Genomic DNA, 15994 nt, shown 5'->3' with positions numbered 1-15994 from the left:
TCAACCCGAAGGGCGCCTGCATCGGCCCGATGGGCAGCCGCGTGCGCAACGTGATGGCCGAACTGCACGGCGAGAAGATCGACATCGTCGACTGGGATCATGCTCGGATGGATCCCTTGTCGACCGATCTGGTCCGCCTCGCCGCCACCGGCAGGTTCGGAGACTTCTTCGTCGGTGCTCGGCTGCCCGATCTCGTCGCGGCGAAGGGGGAGCCCGAGTGGTCGGGGCGCATCCAGGCGGAGCGGCGGTGGCCGCACTGGTTCTGCTACGGCGGTCTGGAGATCGTCTTCTGCCGGTGCCGGCTGCTGGACCGGATGTTCATCCCCGTCTGGCGCGAAGGGCTGGAGATCCCGGGGACCGGCCGTGCACCGGGATACACCGTCACGGCGCCGGTCACCGAGCCGCAGTTCACCGCCGCCCTCAAGGCCGCCGGGATCTCCTGGCGCACGCAGTGGTCGCCGACGCTGCCGGACCAGCGCACGCTCCTGACCGACCCGGCTCCCGGCATCGTCGCCGACTTCGTCTTCGTCGCGCCCGACGAGGGGGATCCGGCCATGGCGGACTGGCCGCTGGAGAAGGCGGGCACGTACGGACTGCACCACGGCGCCTGTCCGGAGCCGGACCCGGACCTCCCCGACGACGGCTACGGAGCCTGAGGTGGACGAAGTACTGGAGGAACTGCGCTCCGTCGGCCCCTTCTTCACCGTGGCGTACGGGAAGGAGCCGCCCGGCCCCGGTTTCCGGCCGCTCGGCGAGCTGTACGGGGAGCGGCTCGGGCCCTACGTCGGTGAAGTCGGGCGGCGCATCGGGACCGGCCCCGGCCGGGTGGCGGCTTCGACGGCGCAGTTCGGGATCGTCTCGCGGCTCTGGTCGCTCGCCCTCGGCTGCGCCGTCCTGTCCGGGCGGGTGCCGGACCTGAGCCCCGGCGGCCTGTGGTGGCGGCTGCCCGGCGCGGGGTCGCTGGAGCTGTGGCTGCCCGAGCCCGCCGAGTTCCCCGCAGAGTTGCCCGCCGGGTCCCCGGGGCAGACCCCGGAGCGGGCCCTGGCGGACTCCGTGCTCGGCAACCTCGCGGTGCTCGACACGGCGCTGCGCGAGCGGTTCGGCGTCTCACCGCGGGTGCTGCGCGGCAACGCCGCCTCCGGGCTGGTCGGCGCCGTCCGGGTGCTCACGGACCGGGTGCCGGGGGAGGCGGCCGCGCTGCTGGCCGCCGGGATCCTCGCCGACGGCGGCCCGCTCGAGGGGACCGGTGCCTTCGTCCACGAACCGGGTCTCGGGGTGGCCTTCGTCCGCCGGAGCTGCTGCCTGTACTACAAGGTGCCCGGCGGCGGACTCTGCGGGGACTGCGTGCTGCGGACCCGGCAAGATCCGAAAGAGACGGCCTAGCGGGGCCGGGGCCGTTCGGAGCAATGGAGCGTGTGGCGCGCGGCGGCGCGCCCGGTGGTCCTTCTACGTTCCCTGCCATGACGCACGAACGCACCGGATCCGAAGGCCGCGCCCCCGCCCGCGGGGTCTCCCGCCGCACCGCCCTGACCGGCCTCGCCGCCGGGGCCGGAGCCCTCGCCGTCGGAGCGGGGGCGGCTCCCGCCCCGGCCGCACCGGTTCCGCTCCCGGCGCCCGTACCGGCGCCCGCCGCGAAGGCGCCCCGGGCCGCCGCCGCCCCCGACCCTTCGCCCGGAGCCATGAAGCTCTTCGCCGACCCGGGCTTCAACTTCGCCGGGCTCTTCGCCCTGGGCGCCGCCGGCATGCGGGCCTCCGAGGTCGGCGAGGTGCTCACCGCCGTCAACACGATCAACGCCGCGGGAGTGTCCGAGCAGACCTTCTCCGACACCTTCCGCGGCTGGGGCGACCGGCTCGCCGCGCCCCCGGCCGGCGGCCGGCACGGCCGTGAAACCCCCTCGCAGACCCGCAGGTTCCGCTCGCTGCGGGCCGCGCAGTACTACGGGCAGGCCCTGTTCTACGTCCTGGGCACCGACCACCCCGGTGACGAGGAGGAGGTCTACCTCCAGGGGCGCCGCGCCTGGGACGCCTTCACGGAGCTCTGCTCCCCGGCCGCCGTCCGCGCGAAGGTCCCGTACGCGGACACCCGGCTGCCGGTCTGGTTCTTCCGCCCGCAAGGGCACCGCCCGACCGAACCCAGGCCCACCGTCATCCTCACCAACGGCAGCGACGGGCAGAACGTCGACATGTGGACCTACGGGGTCTGCGCCGCCCTCGACCGGGGCTGGAACGCCCTCGTCTACGACGGTCCGGGCCAAGGGGAGCTCCTCTTCGTCGAGGAGCTGTCCTTCACGCCCCGCTGGGAGAAGGTGGTCGGCCCGCTGATCGACTGGCTGGAGCGGCGCGAGGACGTGGACCGTTCCCGCATCGCGCTCACCGGCCTCAGCATGGGCGGCAACCTCGTCGCCCGCGCCGCCGCCTTCGAACCCCGCATCGCGGCCCTGGTCTGCCAGCCGGGCTGCGTCAGCCCGTGGCTCGGCTTCGACGAGGAGCTGCGCGACGTGGTCACCGCGGACAAGGAGGAGACCAACCGGGTGTGGAACGAGGAGGTGGTCCCCGAACTCACCCCGCAGCTCGCCCACACCGTGAAGAAGCGGTTCGAGATCTTCTCGAAGGAGGCGCTGCGCGCGGCCCGCGCCGGGCGGATCTTCACCGACCTGTGGACCCCCGCCCAGCTGGCCATCAGCCTGGACGTCACCGACGTCGTCCCGAGGATCAAGGCCCCGACGCTCGTCCTGGACTACGACTTCGAGCAGTTCTACCCCGGCCAGCCGCAGCGGATGTACGACCTGCTGCGCTCCCGGCGCGAGTACGTGAAACTGACGGAGGCCACCGGGGCGCAGTTGCACTGCTCCCCGATGGCCCCGCAGCAGCACTGCGACCTCGTCTTCGACTGGCTGGCCGACGTCCTGCACCGCTGAACGGGTAGGCAGGAGCCGGCCGGCCGGCTAGAAGGTCAGGTTCCAGGCGTCGATCTTGCCGGTGTCCGCGCTGGCGTTGTCGTTGACGCGCAGCGTCCAGACGCCGTTGGCGACCTCGGAGGAGGCGTTGACGGTGAAGGTCTGGATGATGTTGTCCGTGCTGCCGCCGGCCCGGTTGCTCAGGACGTAGACGGAGCCGTCCGGAGCCACGAGGTCGACCTTGAGGTCACCGATGTAGGTGTGCTTGATGTCCACGCCCACCTTGAGGGTGGCCGGCGCGTTGCCGGTCACCCCGCTCACGGTGATGGTGCTGTTGACGGTCGCGTTGTCGGTGATCGCGACGTCGGTGAGGTTCTCGAAGTACTTCCCGGGGGGCGGGGTCGAGCCACCGACCGCCTTCAGCGCGTCGACCTGGCCCTCGCCGAAGAACCCGTTGTTGGCCGTGGTGCCCTTGCAGCGGGTGTCCGACGGGCAGGCGGTGTCGTTGGCCTGGGTGGCCAGCGCGGCGCGGATCTGCGCCGGGGTGAAGGACGGGTTGGCACTGGCGATGAGCGCCGCGACGCCCACGACGTGCGGGGTGGCCATCGAGGTACCGCTCTTGGTGCTGTAACCGCCGCCCGGAGCGGTGGAGTAGACGTTGCTGCCCGGCGCGGCGACGTCGATGACGCCCTGGCCGAAGTTGGAGAACGAGGCCTTGGTGGTTCCGGTGCCGTTGGCGGCGACCGTGACCACGCCCGGGAGCTCGGTCGGGATGTCGAGGCAGGCGTTGGTGATGGTCCGGGTGGTCGGCGTCGAGTCGTTGGGGCTCGCCGAGTCCGTGGTCTTGTTGGCGAGGTCGTAGTCCTCGTTGCCCGCCGCGGCGACCTGGAGCGAGCCCTTGCTCTCCGCGTACTCCTGGGCGCGCTTGACGCCCTCGATGATCGCGGCCTGGTCGATGTTGTCCGGGCAGTTGAACTGCCACGGGTCCGTGTAATAGCTGTTGTTGGTGACCTTGAACCCGTGGTCGCCGGACCACACGAAGGCGCAGATGGTGTTCTCGGCGAAGAACAGCGAGGTGCCCGGCTCGGCCACGCGGACCGAGGAGATCTTCACGCCGGGGGCCACGCCGACGACGCCCTTGCCGTTCTTGGCGGCGGCCACGGAGCCGGCCACGTGCGTGCCGTGGGTGTCCACGTCGCGCCAGGCGCCGGTCCGGGTGTCCGCCTTGCCGTAGGCGCAGGAGGCCGAGTCCGCGGCGTTGAAGTTCGGCGCCAGGTCCTGGTGCTGGTCGTCGACGCCGGTGTCCAGGATGCCGACCTTGACGGAGGGCGAGCCGGTGGTCACGGCCCAGGCCTGGTCGGCCTTGATCTGGCTCATGTCGGCCCGTACGGGCTCGCCCGCGGGGGTCGTCGACTGGGACGGGTTGGCGGGCAGCGCCGGGTTGTAGGCGTCGGCCGGGACGTCCGAGGTGCGCGTCGCGCCGACCTTCTGGACCCCGCTGACCCCGCGCATGGTGGCGGCGAAGGTGGAGGAGGTCGAGTGGGCGACGATCACGCCGATCTGGTCGTAGTACGAGAAGACCGTGCCGCCGTTCGCCGCGACGGCCGAACGGACCGCGGAGCTGTCACCGGCGGCGGTGATCACCACGTAGGCGCGGGTGCCGGCAGCCCAGGTCGCACTCTGGGAAGTCGGCGCCGGAACCTGGGCCTTGGCCTTGGCGGGGGCGGAGGTGCCGGGGATGCCGGCCGGGGAGACGGGCGCCGTGCCCGCGAGCGCGGCCGGGGCCCCGAAGGCCAGGGCGGCCAGGGCGGCCGCCAGTACGAGGGTGCGTCGAGGTCGGCTGGATATGTGGGGTATCAATGCGTCCTCCGAAGACGGCCCTGCGGTGCGGGTGGCACCTACCGGGCCGTACGAAACGAGTGGTGGACGCAAGATGTCAGAAGCGTGCCCCGATATGGAAGTACCTTTTACAGCTAGACGGTTGATCCGATCTTGGCTGAAAAATGACTCCCACCCGAGGTGTCGGGACCGGCCGGGCTGGGCACCGTGGGGGCGAGCCCTGACCGGCCGGTCCGCGGGGCGTTCCCGTCAGACGGGTACGCCGTCCTTGGCGGCGCCCGGCTGGGCGGGCAGGTCCGCGGCCTGCTCGTGCCCGTCGTCGGCGAGCGTGCTCTCATCGAAGGGCAGGCGTCCCGCGAGGACTTCGGTGGCCCGGGCCCGGTCGAACTCCTTGGTCCAGGTGCCGATCAGCACGGTCGCGATCGCGTTGCCGGCGAAGTTCGTGAGCGCCCTGGCCTCGCTCATGAACCGGTCGATGCCCACGATCAGGCCGACGCCGTCGACGAGTTCAGGCCGGTGAGACTGCAGTCCCCCGGCGAGGGTGGCGAGTCCCGCGCCCGTGACCCCGGCCGCACCCTTCGAGGCCACGATCATGAACAGCAGCAGGGAGATCTGCTCGCCCAGGGCCAGCGGCTTGCCCATCGCCTCCGCGACGAAGAGCGAGGACATCGTCAGATAGATCGCGGTCCCGTCCAGGTTGAAGGAGTAGCCCGTCGGAACCGTGATGCCGACCACCGGCCGCGAGACGCCCACGTGTTCCATCTTCGCGATCAGCCGGGGCAGCGCCGACTCCGAAGAGGAGGTGGACAGGATCAGCAGGAACTCCCGGCCCAGGTAGCGCAGCAGGGCGAAGACGCTGATCCCCGTACACAGCCGCAGCAGCATGCCCAGGACGACGAAGACGAAGAGCAGGCAGGTCGTGTAGAACCCGATCATGATGACCGCGAGGGACTTCAGGGCGTCCATGCCGGTCGCCCCGACCACCGCCGCGATCGCGCCGAAGGCGCCCACCGGAGCCGCCCACATGATCATGGCGAGCACCCGGAACACCAGCTTCTGGACGTACCCGATCCCGCGCAGCACCGGTTCGCCCGCCGGGCCCATGGCCTGGAGCGCGAACCCGCAGAGCAGGGCCACCAGCAGGGTCTGCAGCACCTCGCCCCCGGTGAAGGCCGACACCAGCGTGGTCGGGATGATCCCCAGCAGGAACTCGGGCGTGCTCTCCGCGCCGCCCGCCTTCGCCTGGGCCTCGCCCGCGTGCCGGGCCGCCTCGGTCAGGTGCAGCCCGCTGCCCGGCTCCAGCAGGTTGCCCACGAGCAGCCCGATGGCCAGCGCCACCGTGGACATCACCATGAAGTAGCCGAGCGCCAGCCCGCCCACCGCGCCGACCTTGGCGGCCTTGCGCACCGAGCCGATGCCCAGCACGATCGTGCAGAAGATGACCGGCGAGATCATCATCTTGATGAGGTTGACGAACCCGGTGCCCAGCGGCTTGAGCTCCACGGCCGTGCCGGGCGCGGCGAAGCCGACGGCGATGCCGAGCAGCACCGCGCCGATCACCGCGATGTACAGATAATGCGTCTTGTCGCGCCTGGCGGCCACGATGCCTCCCGGTAGAGCCCTCCGCCTCCCCGATGGCGAAGGCGTCCCGGGAGGACCATCGCCCGCCGCTGTGACCCCGGTCACCCTTGCGTTCATTGAGTTCACGCCCCGGTGCACACTGAGCGCCATGTTCCGCTTCCCCCGGCCGCCGCGCAGCCTCGCCGGCCAGCTCTTCGCCATGCAGGTGGTGCTGGTCGCCGCCGTCGTCGCCGGCTGCGCCGTCTTCGCGTACGCGACCGCCCGCGACCAGGCCGAGGAGGCCGCCCGGCGCCAGGCGGGAGCGGTGGCCCGCGCGGTCGCCGACTCCCCGTCGGTCCGGGACGCGGCGCGGGGGAACGCCCGCGAGGCCCTGCAGCCCTACGCGGAGCGGGTCCGGGTGGACGCGGGCGTGGACTTCGTGACGATCATGGCTCCGGACGGGCGGCGCTGGACCCACCCCGACCCGATGCGCATCGGCGAACGCTTCCTCGGCAACACCGCCCCCGCGCTGCGGGGCGAGACCTTCAGCGAGACCTACACCGGCACCCTCGGCCCCTCGCTGCGCGTGGTCACCCCGATCACCGACGACGGCCGCGTCATCGGCATGGTCGCCGCGGGCATCACCGTCCGCGCGGTCAGCGCCCGCCTCGCCGCCCGGCTCTCCGCGCTCGCCTGGGTGGCCGGCGGGGCCCTCGCCCTCGGCGGGGCCGGCACCTACGTCATCAACGCCCGGCTGCGCCGCCACACCCACGGGATGAACGCCGCCGAGCTGAGCCGGATGTACGACTACCACCAGGCGGCCCTGCACGGGGTCCGCGAAGGGCTGCTGATGCTCGACGGCCGGCGCCGGATCACCCTGGTCAACGACGCGGGCCGCGAACTCCTCGGCCTGCGCGGGGAGATCAAGGGGACGGCGGTCGCCGACCTCGGCCTGCCCGCCCCGCTCACGGGAGCCCTGCTCGACGGCCTGCCCCGGGTGGACGAGGTCCATCTGACGGCGGAGCGCGTGCTCGTGCTCAACAGCGCACCCGTCGCCGGAGGTGGCCGCCGCGGCACCGTGGTCACCCTGCGCGACCACACCGAACTGCTGTCCCTGACCGGGGAACTGGACCAGGAGCGCGGATTCACCCGGGCGCTGCGCGCCCAGGCCCACGAGGCCGCCAACCGGCTGCACACCGTGGTCTCCCTCATCGAACTCGGCCGCAGCCGGGAAGCGGTGGACTTCGCCACCGCCGAACTGTCCCTCGCGCAGGCCCTGACCGACGAGGTGATCACCGCCGTCGGCGAGCCCGTCCTCGTCGCCCTGCTGCTCGGCAAGGCGGCGCAGGCCCACGAACGCGGGGTCGAGCTGGTCGTCACCCCGGACAGCGGAGCCATCGACGCCGGGCCCGGCGGGCCGCCGGCCCGGGACCTCGTCACCGTGCTCGGGAACCTCGTCGACAACGCCGTCGACGCCCTCACCGGGGTGCCCGGCGGCCGGATCTCCGTCACCATCCGCCCCGACGGCCCGGCCGGCCCCCATGGACGCGGGGTGCTGATCGGCGTCGCCGACAACGGCCCAGGACTTCCCGAGGGCGCCGACGTGTTCCGGCACGGCTGGTCGGGCAAGGGTGAGGGGCGGGGCCTGGGCCTCGCGCTGGTGCGCCAGGTGGCCCACCGGCACGGCGGAAGCGCCGACGCCGGTCAACTTCCCGGCGGGGGCGCCCGGTTCACCGTACGGCTGCCGGCGCGCAGGGAGCCGCGCGGGGAAGGGGACGCATGAGCACGCCCGAGGTGCGGGTTCTGGTCGTCGAGGACGATCCGGTGGCCGCCGACGCGCACGCGCTGTACGTCGGGCGGGTGCCCGGCTTCACGGCCGTCGAGGTCGTCCACTCCCTCGCCGCGGCCACCCGGGTCCTGGAGCGGACCCGGATCGACCTGCTGCTGCTCGACCTGACCCTGCCCGACGGCCACGGGCTGCGCTTCGCGCGCGGCCTGCGGGCGGCCGGCCACCCCGCCGACGTGATCGTCGTGACCTCGGCGCGGGACCTCGGCGTCGTCCGCGAGAGCGTCTCGCTCGGGGTGGTGCAGTACGTACTCAAGCCCTTCGCCTTCCCCACGCTGCGCGAACGGCTCCTGCGCTACGCCGAGTTCCGCGCGACGGCGGCGGGCGAGGCGGCCGGCCAGGACGATGTGGACCGCGCGATGGCGGCCCTGCGCTCACCCCGGCCGGCCGAACTGCCCAAGGGGATCGGCGGGCCGACCCTGGAGCGGGTCGCCGCACTTTTGCGGGCGGCCCCCGAGGGGCTGACCGCGGGCGGGGCGGCCGAGGCGGCCGGGATCTCCCGGATCACCGCCCGCCGGTACCTGGAGCACCTGGTGGACACCGGCCGCGCGGACCGCACCCCCCGGTACGGCCAGGTCGGCCGCCCCGAACTGCACTACCGCTGGCTGGCGGCGGCCCCGGCCGGGGCCGCCGCCGGCTCGGTGTCGAAGGTGTAGAACGTCCGGTGGTCCAGCATGTCGGCCGGGGTCACGTCGTTCCACGGCCGCATGGTCTCGTGCAGGTCCACGACGTTCGGGGTGCCGGCGGCGGGCAGGTACGGCGACTGCGGGTGGAGCGCCTGCCAGTCGGCCCACAGCTTGTCGATGAAGGCATGGTGCATCCAGAACACCGGGTCGTTGGGGGAGACCCCGGTGGCCATCTGGCCGCCCACCCACACGTGCACCCGGTTGTGCAGGTTGGCCCCGCGCCAGCCCTCCAGGTTGTTGCGGAAGCCGCCCGAGGAGCTGTTCCAGGGCGCCGCGTCGTAGACCGGCATCGCGAGGACGGAGTCGACCTCGGCCCTGGTCGGCAGCTGGGCCACGCCGGTGCCGAGCGCGCGGCGCAGGTAGGAGCGCCCGTCCACCCGTACGGCTATCTCCCACTTGCCCGCCGCGTACGCGAACGGTCCGTCGAGCACCTGCCCGTCCCGGGCCCGTCCGGTGCCGCCGAGGAAGTCGGCGGCCCAGAGGGAGGACCGGGCGGTCCGGTCGGCCGTCCAGTCCCAGTAGGGCAGGGCCACCGACGGATCCACCGCCTGCAGCGCCGCCTCGAACTCCAGCAGAAACCGGCGGTGCCAGGGCAGGAAGGAGGGGGAGCGGTGGCCGACCCGGTCGCCGGAGTCGGTGTCGCCCATGATGAAGCCGTTGTGGGTGGTGACGAAGCGGTCGTAGCGGCCGGTGCGCTTCAGTTCGAGGAGCGCCGCGACGAACGCCCGCTTCTCCTCGGGGGTGAGCGCGGCCTGGTTCTTGCGGATGGTCATCGCATGCCGCCCATCGGGACGAGGGCGGCGCCCTGGAGCTCGCGCACGGCGGCGCGGGCGAGCGGGAGCGGGCCGGAGAAGGTCTCGTAGTGGTTGACCACGCTGATCCAGCTGCCGTCGGCGTTGCGCATCACGTGCAGTTCGCGGTCGTCTATGAAGACGGTCGGCTGGCCGGGGGACTGGTGGCCGCCGTGGTGGCCGCCGTGGCCGTCCCCGCCGGTGGCGGGGACGATCCGTATCCGGCGGCCCTGGTAGACCTCGTCCGTGCTTCCCGGGGGTCCCGCAGGGGTGACGGGGGCAGCGGTACGGGATCCGGCGACGGCGGCGTGCGCGGTGGCGCCTGCGAGGCCGAGGGCGGTGAGTGCGCCGGCGGAGGCGGTTAAGGCCTGTCGGCGGGTGATCTTGTTCATGGCCCGAAGAGGTATCAGGGCGCGGAGAACAGGGGGCTGTTATCCGGACATGCGCGGATAAGTTGCCGGTCGAACTAATTGGATGATCTTCCCGTCCGGACTGGCTCCAACCACCCGGACGGGAAGACCTGCGTGAAAAAGCTTAACTGACGGGAAATCCTTCGGTCGCACGGGGCGGCTATGGGAGGGGTCACATCCCGGAGTCGGCCGGAAGCCGCGATGCGAACCGCCCCGCTCCAGGATGATCTGTCACCTTTCATCCCGTTATAGTCCCGATATGGCTCTCCATGAGACGAAGGACCAGCGTGCCCGCGACGCCGAGACGGACGTGTTCGCGTCCGCCCTCAGCGGCGAGATCCTCCCCAAGTACCGGATGCCCGAAGACCACTCGCCCTCCGAGGTGGTCTACCAGCTCCTCCACAACGAGCTGCTCCTCGACGGCAACGCCGCCCAGAACCTGGCCACCTTCTGCACCACGTGGTCGGACGACGGGGTCCACCGGCTGATGAACGAGTGCCTCGACAAGAACATGATCGACAAGGACGAGTACCCGCAGACGGCCGAGATCGAGGCCCGCTGCGTCAACATCCTGGCCGACCTGTGGAACGCCCCCGCCGGAACCACCGGCACCGGCTGCTCCACCACCGGCTCCAGCGAGGCCGCCATGCTCGGCGGCCTCGCCCTCAAGTGGCGCTGGCGCGAGCGCCGCCGCGCCGCCGGACTGCCCACCGACCGGCCGAACCTCGTGTGCGGGCCGGTCCAGGTCTGCTGGGAGAAGTTCGCCCGCTACTTCGACGTCGAGCTGCGCCAGCTCCCCCTGCTGCCCGGAGCCACCGGCCTGAGCCCCGAGCAGCTCGCCGCGAACGTCGACGAGAACACCATCGGCGTCGTCGCCATCCTCGGCGTCACCTACACCTGCGTCTACGAGCCCGTCGCCGAGATCGCCGCCGAACTCGACCGGATCCAGGCCGAGCACGGCTGGGACGTGCCGATCCACGTGGACGCGGCCAGCGGCGGCTTCGTCGCCCCCTTCCTCCACCCCGACGTGGTCTGGGACTTCCGGCTGCCGCGCGTGGCCTCCGTCAACACCTCCGGGCACAAGTACGGCCTCGCCCCCCTCGGGGTCGGCTGGATCGTCTGGCGCACCGCCGACCTGCTGCCGGCCGACCTCGTCTTCTCCGTGGACTACCTCGGCGGGGACATGCCCACCTTCGCCCTCAACTTCTCCCGCCCGGGCGGCGAGATCATCGCCCAGTACTACCTGTTCCTGCGGCTGGGCCGGGGCGGCTACCGCCGGGTCCAGCAGGCCTGCGCCGACACCGCCCAGTACCTGGCCCGCGAGATCGGGACCATCGGCCCCTTCACCCTCCTCTACGACGGCCAGGGCGCGCTGCCCGCCGTCTCCTACCGGCTCACCGACCCGGAGGGTGCCGGATTCACCCTCTACGACCTCTCCGACCGGCTGCGCATGCGCGGCTGGCAGGTGCCCTCGTACCCCCTGCCCGCCGAGCGCGACGACACCGTCATCCAGCGGGTCCTGATCCGGCACGGGGTGACCCGGGATCAGATCGCGCTGCTCGTCTCCGACCTGCGCAATGCCGTGGAACACCTGGTCGCGCACCCGCAGCCGGTGCCCGCGGCACCGCCCCGGTCGGGCTTCCACCACTGACACCCGCCCGGCGCCGGCCCGGCGTCGCCCCGGCGCCCGCCGGGAGGGGACCGGCGCTCAGGACGCCGGCCAGCGCATCCCCAGCTCCGTCAGCGCGGCCGTCCGCTCCGGGGTGAGGGAGGCGGCGCGGGAGCGCTGGTTGGCGATCCAGGAACCGAGGCGCAGGTCCCGCTCGCCGACCCGCTCCACGTGCGTGCGCGGCACCCGCAGGTGCCGCTCGCGCTCGTGGAACCGCCGGGCCGCCTCCAGGTGCGCCGCCCACGCGTCCGCGTGGGCGACCCGGGGCTTCGGCCGGTCCGCGCCCTCGGCCGGGGTCACCCCGAGGGTGTGCTCCAGCAGCCAGCGCTGGGCCCAGGCCAGGCGGTCCCAGGACGCGCGCTGGCCGCGCAGCCACACCCCGAGGTCCTCACCCTGGACCACGACCTCCCCGGGGCGCACCGGAAGCCGCCCGCCCGCGTCCAGATGGACCCGGGTCAGGTGGAAGGCCCGCTGCCAGGAGATCTCCCAGGCCGGGCACCAGGAGGCGTCGATGGCCTCCAGGGCCTCCCGGCGCTCCTCCGACAGGGCTCCGGGGCCCTCCCGGCGGGCCGCCGCACGCTGGTTCTTGACCCAGACCCCGACCGGGGCGCCGCGCCAGGTGGCGTCCACGGGGGGCAGCAGGTGACCGTGCTCGGCCGCCCAGCCCGCCGCCGCCGCGAGCCCCTCGTCGAACGCCACGTCGAAGTGGCTCCACACCATGCCCAGTTCGTCGAGCTGCGCCACCCGCAGCCGGCCGAGCGCCCCGCGGCGGTACGTGCGCCGGGCGTCCGCGATCCACTGGCCGAGCGGGAACCGGGCCAGCCCCGGCGGCCACGACTCCCCGGCGTCCAGGTCACCCGCGCCGGCCGCGTCCGCCGCCGGGCCTTCGGGCACCTTGAACGCGAACGGCACCTTCAGGTCCCCGGCGAGCCCGGCGTAGATGCGGGCGGCCTCCACCCCGCGCCGCCAGTGCTCGTGCTCCGGGTGCAGGACGCGCAGCCGGACGAAGGCGGCCAGCAGTGCCGGGTCGCGCGGAGTGGAGAAGCTCAGCAGGGACTGTGCGCCGCCGCGCAGACCGGAGCCGCCCACGGCCTCCACCGCGCCCTGCGTCGTACGCCGGCTCGGCGCCTGCGGCTGCGCCAGCGACTCCACGAGCCGGGTGTCGTGGGCCCGTAGCGCCTCCAGCAGCCGCGCGAGGTCCCCGTACGCCCGCGAGGTCAGCATCGTCTCGGGCGACTCGCCCGGCCCCAGCAGCACCGGCACCACGAGGGAGGCGACCTTGCCCTCCCCGGGCCGGATGCGCAGCGCCCGGCCCACGGCCTGCACCAGGTCGGGCATCGAACCGCGTACGTCGGCCCAGAAGACCGAGTCGCACTCCTTGGTGTCCACGCCCTCGCCCAGCACCCGGACGCTGCCCAGGAATGCCTTGTCCGCGACCCGGTCGTCCGCGAAGGCGCCCAGCACCCGGCGCCGGTGCGCCGCCGTGTGCTGCCCGCACAGCCAGTCCGCCCAGACGGTACGCGGATACACCGGCCGCGGGGCCCAGCTCGCGGCGCGCAGCCGGGCGGCGACCGCCGGCAGCCCGGCCGCGAAGGCCTCGGCCTCCTTGGTCAGGTGGTGGAAGACCAGGGTGCGCCGGAAGCCCTGCTTCACGGCCGCCGTCACCAGCGCCGTCTGGAGCGCCGCGAGCCGCACCCCGCGCACGGCGTCGGAGCGCCCGTCCGGTCCGAGCAGGACGGCCGCCTGGAACTCCGGATCGCTGACGTCCACGCAGACCACCCGGTAGGGCGCGCAGATGCCCCGGTCGACGGCCTCCGAGAGGGTCAGGGTGTGGCAGCGCGCCCCGAACGGCCCGTCCGGATCGTCCTCCATGGAGGCCACGAGGTCGCCCCGGACGGCGGGTTCCTCGCCGCCCGCGGGCGCGGAACCCTCGGCGGACTGCCAGACCCGGGGCGTGGCCGTCATGTAGAGCCGGCGGACCGAGGGGATCCGGACGTTGTCGTGCACCACCGCCCAGGGCTTGCCGATGCGCCCCGAGGTCCGGTGCGCCTCGTCGACCACGATCAGGTCCCAGCCGGGCAGGCCCTCGCGGTGCGCGCGTTCGATGGTGCCCAGGCCGAGCGAGGCGTACGTGGCGTACACCGTGACCCGGTCGACGGGCGGGCCCGCCCAGCCGGCCAGTTCGGCCGGGTCGGTGGTGGTGGGCACCCCCGCGTCCTCACCGCGCAGCGAGCACACGGCGAAGGCGCGGCCGGTCCGGCCGCCCGCGCGCCAGGCCGCCGCGGTCTGCACGAGGAGGTCCAGGGAGGGCACCAGCACCAGCACCCGGCCGGCCCGCAGTTCCTCGGCGGTGTGCACGGCCACCAGCGACTTGCCGGAGCCCGTCGCCATGATGACCTGCGTACGGAGCCCGGTCCGTGGGACCCTGCGCCCGGCGGGCAGTTCCAGCGCCCGCACGGCGGCGTCGACGGCCTCGCGCTGGTGCGGACGGAGCTTCTGCCTGCTGATGCGCCCCACCTCCACCCTGATCAGCTGATTTGCTTCCAGCTCCTATCTTGCCCCCCTTTTGAGTCATTGCGGGGAGATCGCGTGGACAGGGTGGGGCGAAGCGGATCGGGAGCCGCCGGCAGTCCCTACATCCGGGCGCCGAAGTTCTGCGTCCACCACGGGCCGCCCGCGCCCTGGTGGAGGCCCACGCCGATGTCCTTGAACGAGCAATTGAGGATGTTCTCGCGGTGGCCCTGGCTCTTCATCCAGGAATCCATCACCTGGGCGGCGGTCCGCTGGCCCATCGCGATGTTCTCCCCGTAGGTGGACCAGCGGTACCCGGCGGCCGTGGTCCGCTTGCCCGGGTCCGCTCCGTCCGGGTTGGTGTGCGAGAAGAAGTCCCGCCGCGCCATGTCGTCGGAGTGGCCCTGAGCGGCCGTACGCAGTTGCGCGTCCTCCTTGAGCGGCCCGCAGCCGGCCTTCGCCCGCTCGGAGTTGACCAGGGATATCACCTGGGCGACGGTGCTGCCGCCCGGCGGGGCGGTGGCGGGCTTCTTCGGCGGGGTGGACTTCGGACTGGGCTTCGGGGTGGGCGTGGGGGAGGGGCTCGGCGTCGCCGTGGGGCTCGGACTGGGGCTGGGGCCCGCCGAGGCGCTCGCGGACGCGGACACCGAGGGGCTCGGGGTGGGGGACGCCGGCTCCGGGGGCAGCGGGGTCCCCGATTCCGGTGCCAGGAGCGCGGCCGCGGGAGCCTCGGCGGAGCCGGTGCCGGGCCGGGTGCCGAGGTAGGTCAGCCCGCCTCCCACGACGCAGGCGGCGAGCACCGCGCCGCCGATCACCCGGCGCCGGCCGCGGGTGCGCCGCCGCTTGCGCAGCGAGGCGCGCCCGTCCCCGGGGCCGCCCGCGGCGGCGAACTGCGCCTCGCCCGCGTTCCCGGTCGCGTCGTACGCCGAAGCCGAAGCGGTGGTGGCCAGGCCCGAGGAGGCGAAGCCGGAGTCCAGGGCGGCCCGTACGCCCGCGAGCAGCGCCACCGAGACCGGCAGCAGGGCGAGCCCGGCCAGCAGGCCCTCGGCCGGGACCAGGCCGTTCCACAGTCCGGCGCACCGCAGGCATTCGCGGGCGTGCCGGGCTATTCGCTTGCGCCACAGCGCCGAGGGCACGCCGTCCCAGCTCGCGGCCATCGCCCGCAGGTCCTCGCAGGGCGGCTGGGCTCCCAGCGCCCGCTCCACCACCCGGGCCGCCTCCAGCTGCGCCTTCATCCGCTGCACCCGGACCGCCGTGTGCTGCGGGGACAGTTCCAGCGCCTGCGCCATCTCCGCGCGCGTCAGCTCCCCGGCGCACTCCAGCCACCACAGGGACAGCAGCGCCCGGTCGTCGGGCTCCAGCCAGCGCGTGGCACGGGCCGTCTCGCGCCGCTGGCCCTCCAGCTGGAGCCGTACGACGGTCAGGTCCACGAAGTCGGCGCCCGGATCGGCGAGCTCCCAGGCGGCTTCGAGGCCGCTTTCGCCGGGGGCGCTGCGGCGGGCCTGCCAGTGGGCGCGGACCCGGTTCATGGCGATCGCGACCAGCCAGGACCGGAAGCTGTGGTCGTCGCGCAGGCCGCCCAGCCCGTCGAGTGCCCGCAGCATCGTGTCCTGGACCACGTCGTCCACGTCGACGGACCCGTTCAGGGCCCGGCCGACGATGTTGTAGACCAGCGGCAGATAGGCGCTGACCAGGTCGTCCTGCGCGCGGGGATCGCCCGCGCGGGCCGCGGCGACCAGCGCTGCCGTGTGCTGAGTGCTCATAGAAAAGTCCCTGTCCGTACCG

Annotated in this window: 11 protein-coding genes and 1 pseudogene; 6 read left to right on the top strand and 6 right to left on the bottom strand. The window is 73.3% G+C overall.

Annotated features, from left to right (window positions below):
• The 3 genes and pseudogenes from ACWCP2_RS31230 to ACWCP2_RS31220 all read left to right on the top strand — a co-directional run.
• Positions 1–95: pseudogene (locus tag ACWCP2_RS31230) on the top strand (hypothetical protein); the annotation flags it as partial.
• A 562-nt stretch (positions 96–657) separates the two neighbouring features.
• Positions 658–1383, top strand: coding sequence for a (2Fe-2S)-binding protein (locus ACWCP2_RS31225; RefSeq protein WP_450911921.1), 726 nt, complete (start codon positions 658–660; stop codon positions 1381–1383).
• Positions 1384–1460: 77 nt separating this feature from the next.
• The gene (locus ACWCP2_RS31220; protein WP_450911920.1) at positions 1461–2918 is read left to right on the top strand and encodes an alpha/beta hydrolase family protein; all 1458 of its coding nucleotides are present in this window, start codon (positions 1461–1463) and stop codon (positions 2916–2918) included.
• Positions 2919–2945: 27 nt separating this feature from the next.
• Here the strand turns inward: ACWCP2_RS31220 and ACWCP2_RS31215 are convergent, their stop codons facing one another.
• Both ACWCP2_RS31215 and ACWCP2_RS31210 read right to left on the bottom strand, forming a co-directional pair.
• The gene (locus ACWCP2_RS31215; protein ID WP_450911919.1) at positions 2946–4757 is read right to left on the bottom strand and encodes a S8 family serine peptidase; all 1812 of its coding nucleotides are present in this window, start codon (positions 4755–4757) and stop codon (positions 2946–2948) included.
• Positions 4758–4985: 228 nt separating this feature from the next.
• Positions 4986–6338 (bottom strand): cation:dicarboxylate symporter family transporter, encoded by a 1353-nt coding sequence (locus tag ACWCP2_RS31210; protein ID WP_450911918.1) that lies wholly within the window; start codon positions 6336–6338, stop codon positions 4986–4988.
• Between the two features lie 127 nt (positions 6339–6465).
• Here ACWCP2_RS31210 and ACWCP2_RS31205 point away from each other — a divergent pair, with 127 nt between their 5' ends.
• Together ACWCP2_RS31205 and ACWCP2_RS31200 are read left to right on the top strand one after the other, a co-directional pair.
• A complete protein-coding gene (locus ACWCP2_RS31205; protein ID WP_450911917.1) occupies positions 6466–8079 on the top strand; it encodes a sensor histidine kinase in 1614 nt (537 codons plus the stop codon).
• A complete protein-coding gene (locus ACWCP2_RS31200; protein ID WP_450911916.1) occupies positions 8076–8798 on the top strand; it encodes a response regulator in 723 nt (240 codons plus the stop codon). The genes ACWCP2_RS31205 and ACWCP2_RS31200 overlap by 4 nt, the downstream gene beginning before the upstream one ends.
• Here the strand turns inward: ACWCP2_RS31200 and melC2 are convergent.
• Positions 8738–9601 carry a tyrosinase MelC2 gene (gene melC2, locus ACWCP2_RS31195; protein WP_450911915.1) on the bottom strand — a complete coding sequence of 288 codons (864 nt, stop codon included), beginning with the start codon at positions 9599–9601 and terminating at the stop codon, positions 8738–8740. The two genes, ACWCP2_RS31200 and melC2, sit on opposite strands and share 61 nt — an antisense overlap.
• Positions 9598–10011, bottom strand: a complete 414-nt coding sequence (gene melC1, locus ACWCP2_RS31190; RefSeq protein WP_450911914.1) for an apotyrosinase chaperone MelC1 — start codon at positions 10009–10011, stop codon at positions 9598–9600. Before melC1 ends, melC2 begins: the two co-directional genes overlap by 4 nt.
• A gap of 277 nt (positions 10012–10288) precedes the next feature.
• Between melC1 and ACWCP2_RS31185 the strand changes: the two genes are divergently transcribed.
• Positions 10289–11680, top strand: coding sequence for a glutamate decarboxylase (locus ACWCP2_RS31185; RefSeq protein ID WP_450911913.1), 1392 nt, complete (start codon positions 10289–10291; stop codon positions 11678–11680).
• A gap of 57 nt (positions 11681–11737) precedes the next feature.
• On the opposite strand, the gene ACWCP2_RS31180 is transcribed toward ACWCP2_RS31185, so the two are convergent.
• Complete coding sequence (locus ACWCP2_RS31180) at positions 11738–14215, bottom strand: Helicase associated domain protein (RefSeq protein ID WP_450911912.1); 2478 nt, start codon at positions 14213–14215, stop codon at positions 11738–11740.
• Between the two features lie 116 nt (positions 14216–14331).
• A complete protein-coding gene (locus tag ACWCP2_RS31175; protein WP_450911911.1) occupies positions 14332–15972 on the bottom strand; it encodes a sigma-70 family RNA polymerase sigma factor in 1641 nt (546 codons plus the stop codon).
• Positions 15973–15994 lie beyond the last annotated feature (22 nt).

This window comes from Streptomyces sp. NPDC002104 (assembly GCF_053593795.1).
This window is presented reverse-complemented; position numbering and strand designations above follow the sequence as displayed.

Coding starts and splice junctions, on each gene's coding strand:
- ACWCP2_RS31220 (WP_450911920.1), top strand. CDS start 1,461: ATGACGCACGAACGCACCGGATCCGAAGGCCGCGCCCCCGCCCGCGGG.
- ACWCP2_RS31205 (WP_450911917.1), top strand. CDS start 6,466: ATGTTCCGCTTCCCCCGGCCGCCGCGCAGCCTCGCCGGCCAGCTCTTC.
- ACWCP2_RS31200 (WP_450911916.1), top strand. CDS start 8,076: ATGAGCACGCCCGAGGTGCGGGTTCTGGTCGTCGAGGACGATCCGGTG.
- melC2 (WP_450911915.1), bottom strand. CDS start 9,601: ATGACCATCCGCAAGAACCAGGCCGCGCTCACCCCCGAGGAGAAGCGG.
- melC1 (WP_450911914.1), bottom strand. CDS start 10,011: ATGAACAAGATCACCCGCCGACAGGCCTTAACCGCCTCCGCCGGCGCA.
- ACWCP2_RS31185 (WP_450911913.1), top strand. CDS start 10,289: ATGGCTCTCCATGAGACGAAGGACCAGCGTGCCCGCGACGCCGAGACG.
- ACWCP2_RS31175 (WP_450911911.1), bottom strand. CDS start 15,972: ATGAGCACTCAGCACACGGCAGCGCTGGTCGCCGCGGCCCGCGCGGGC.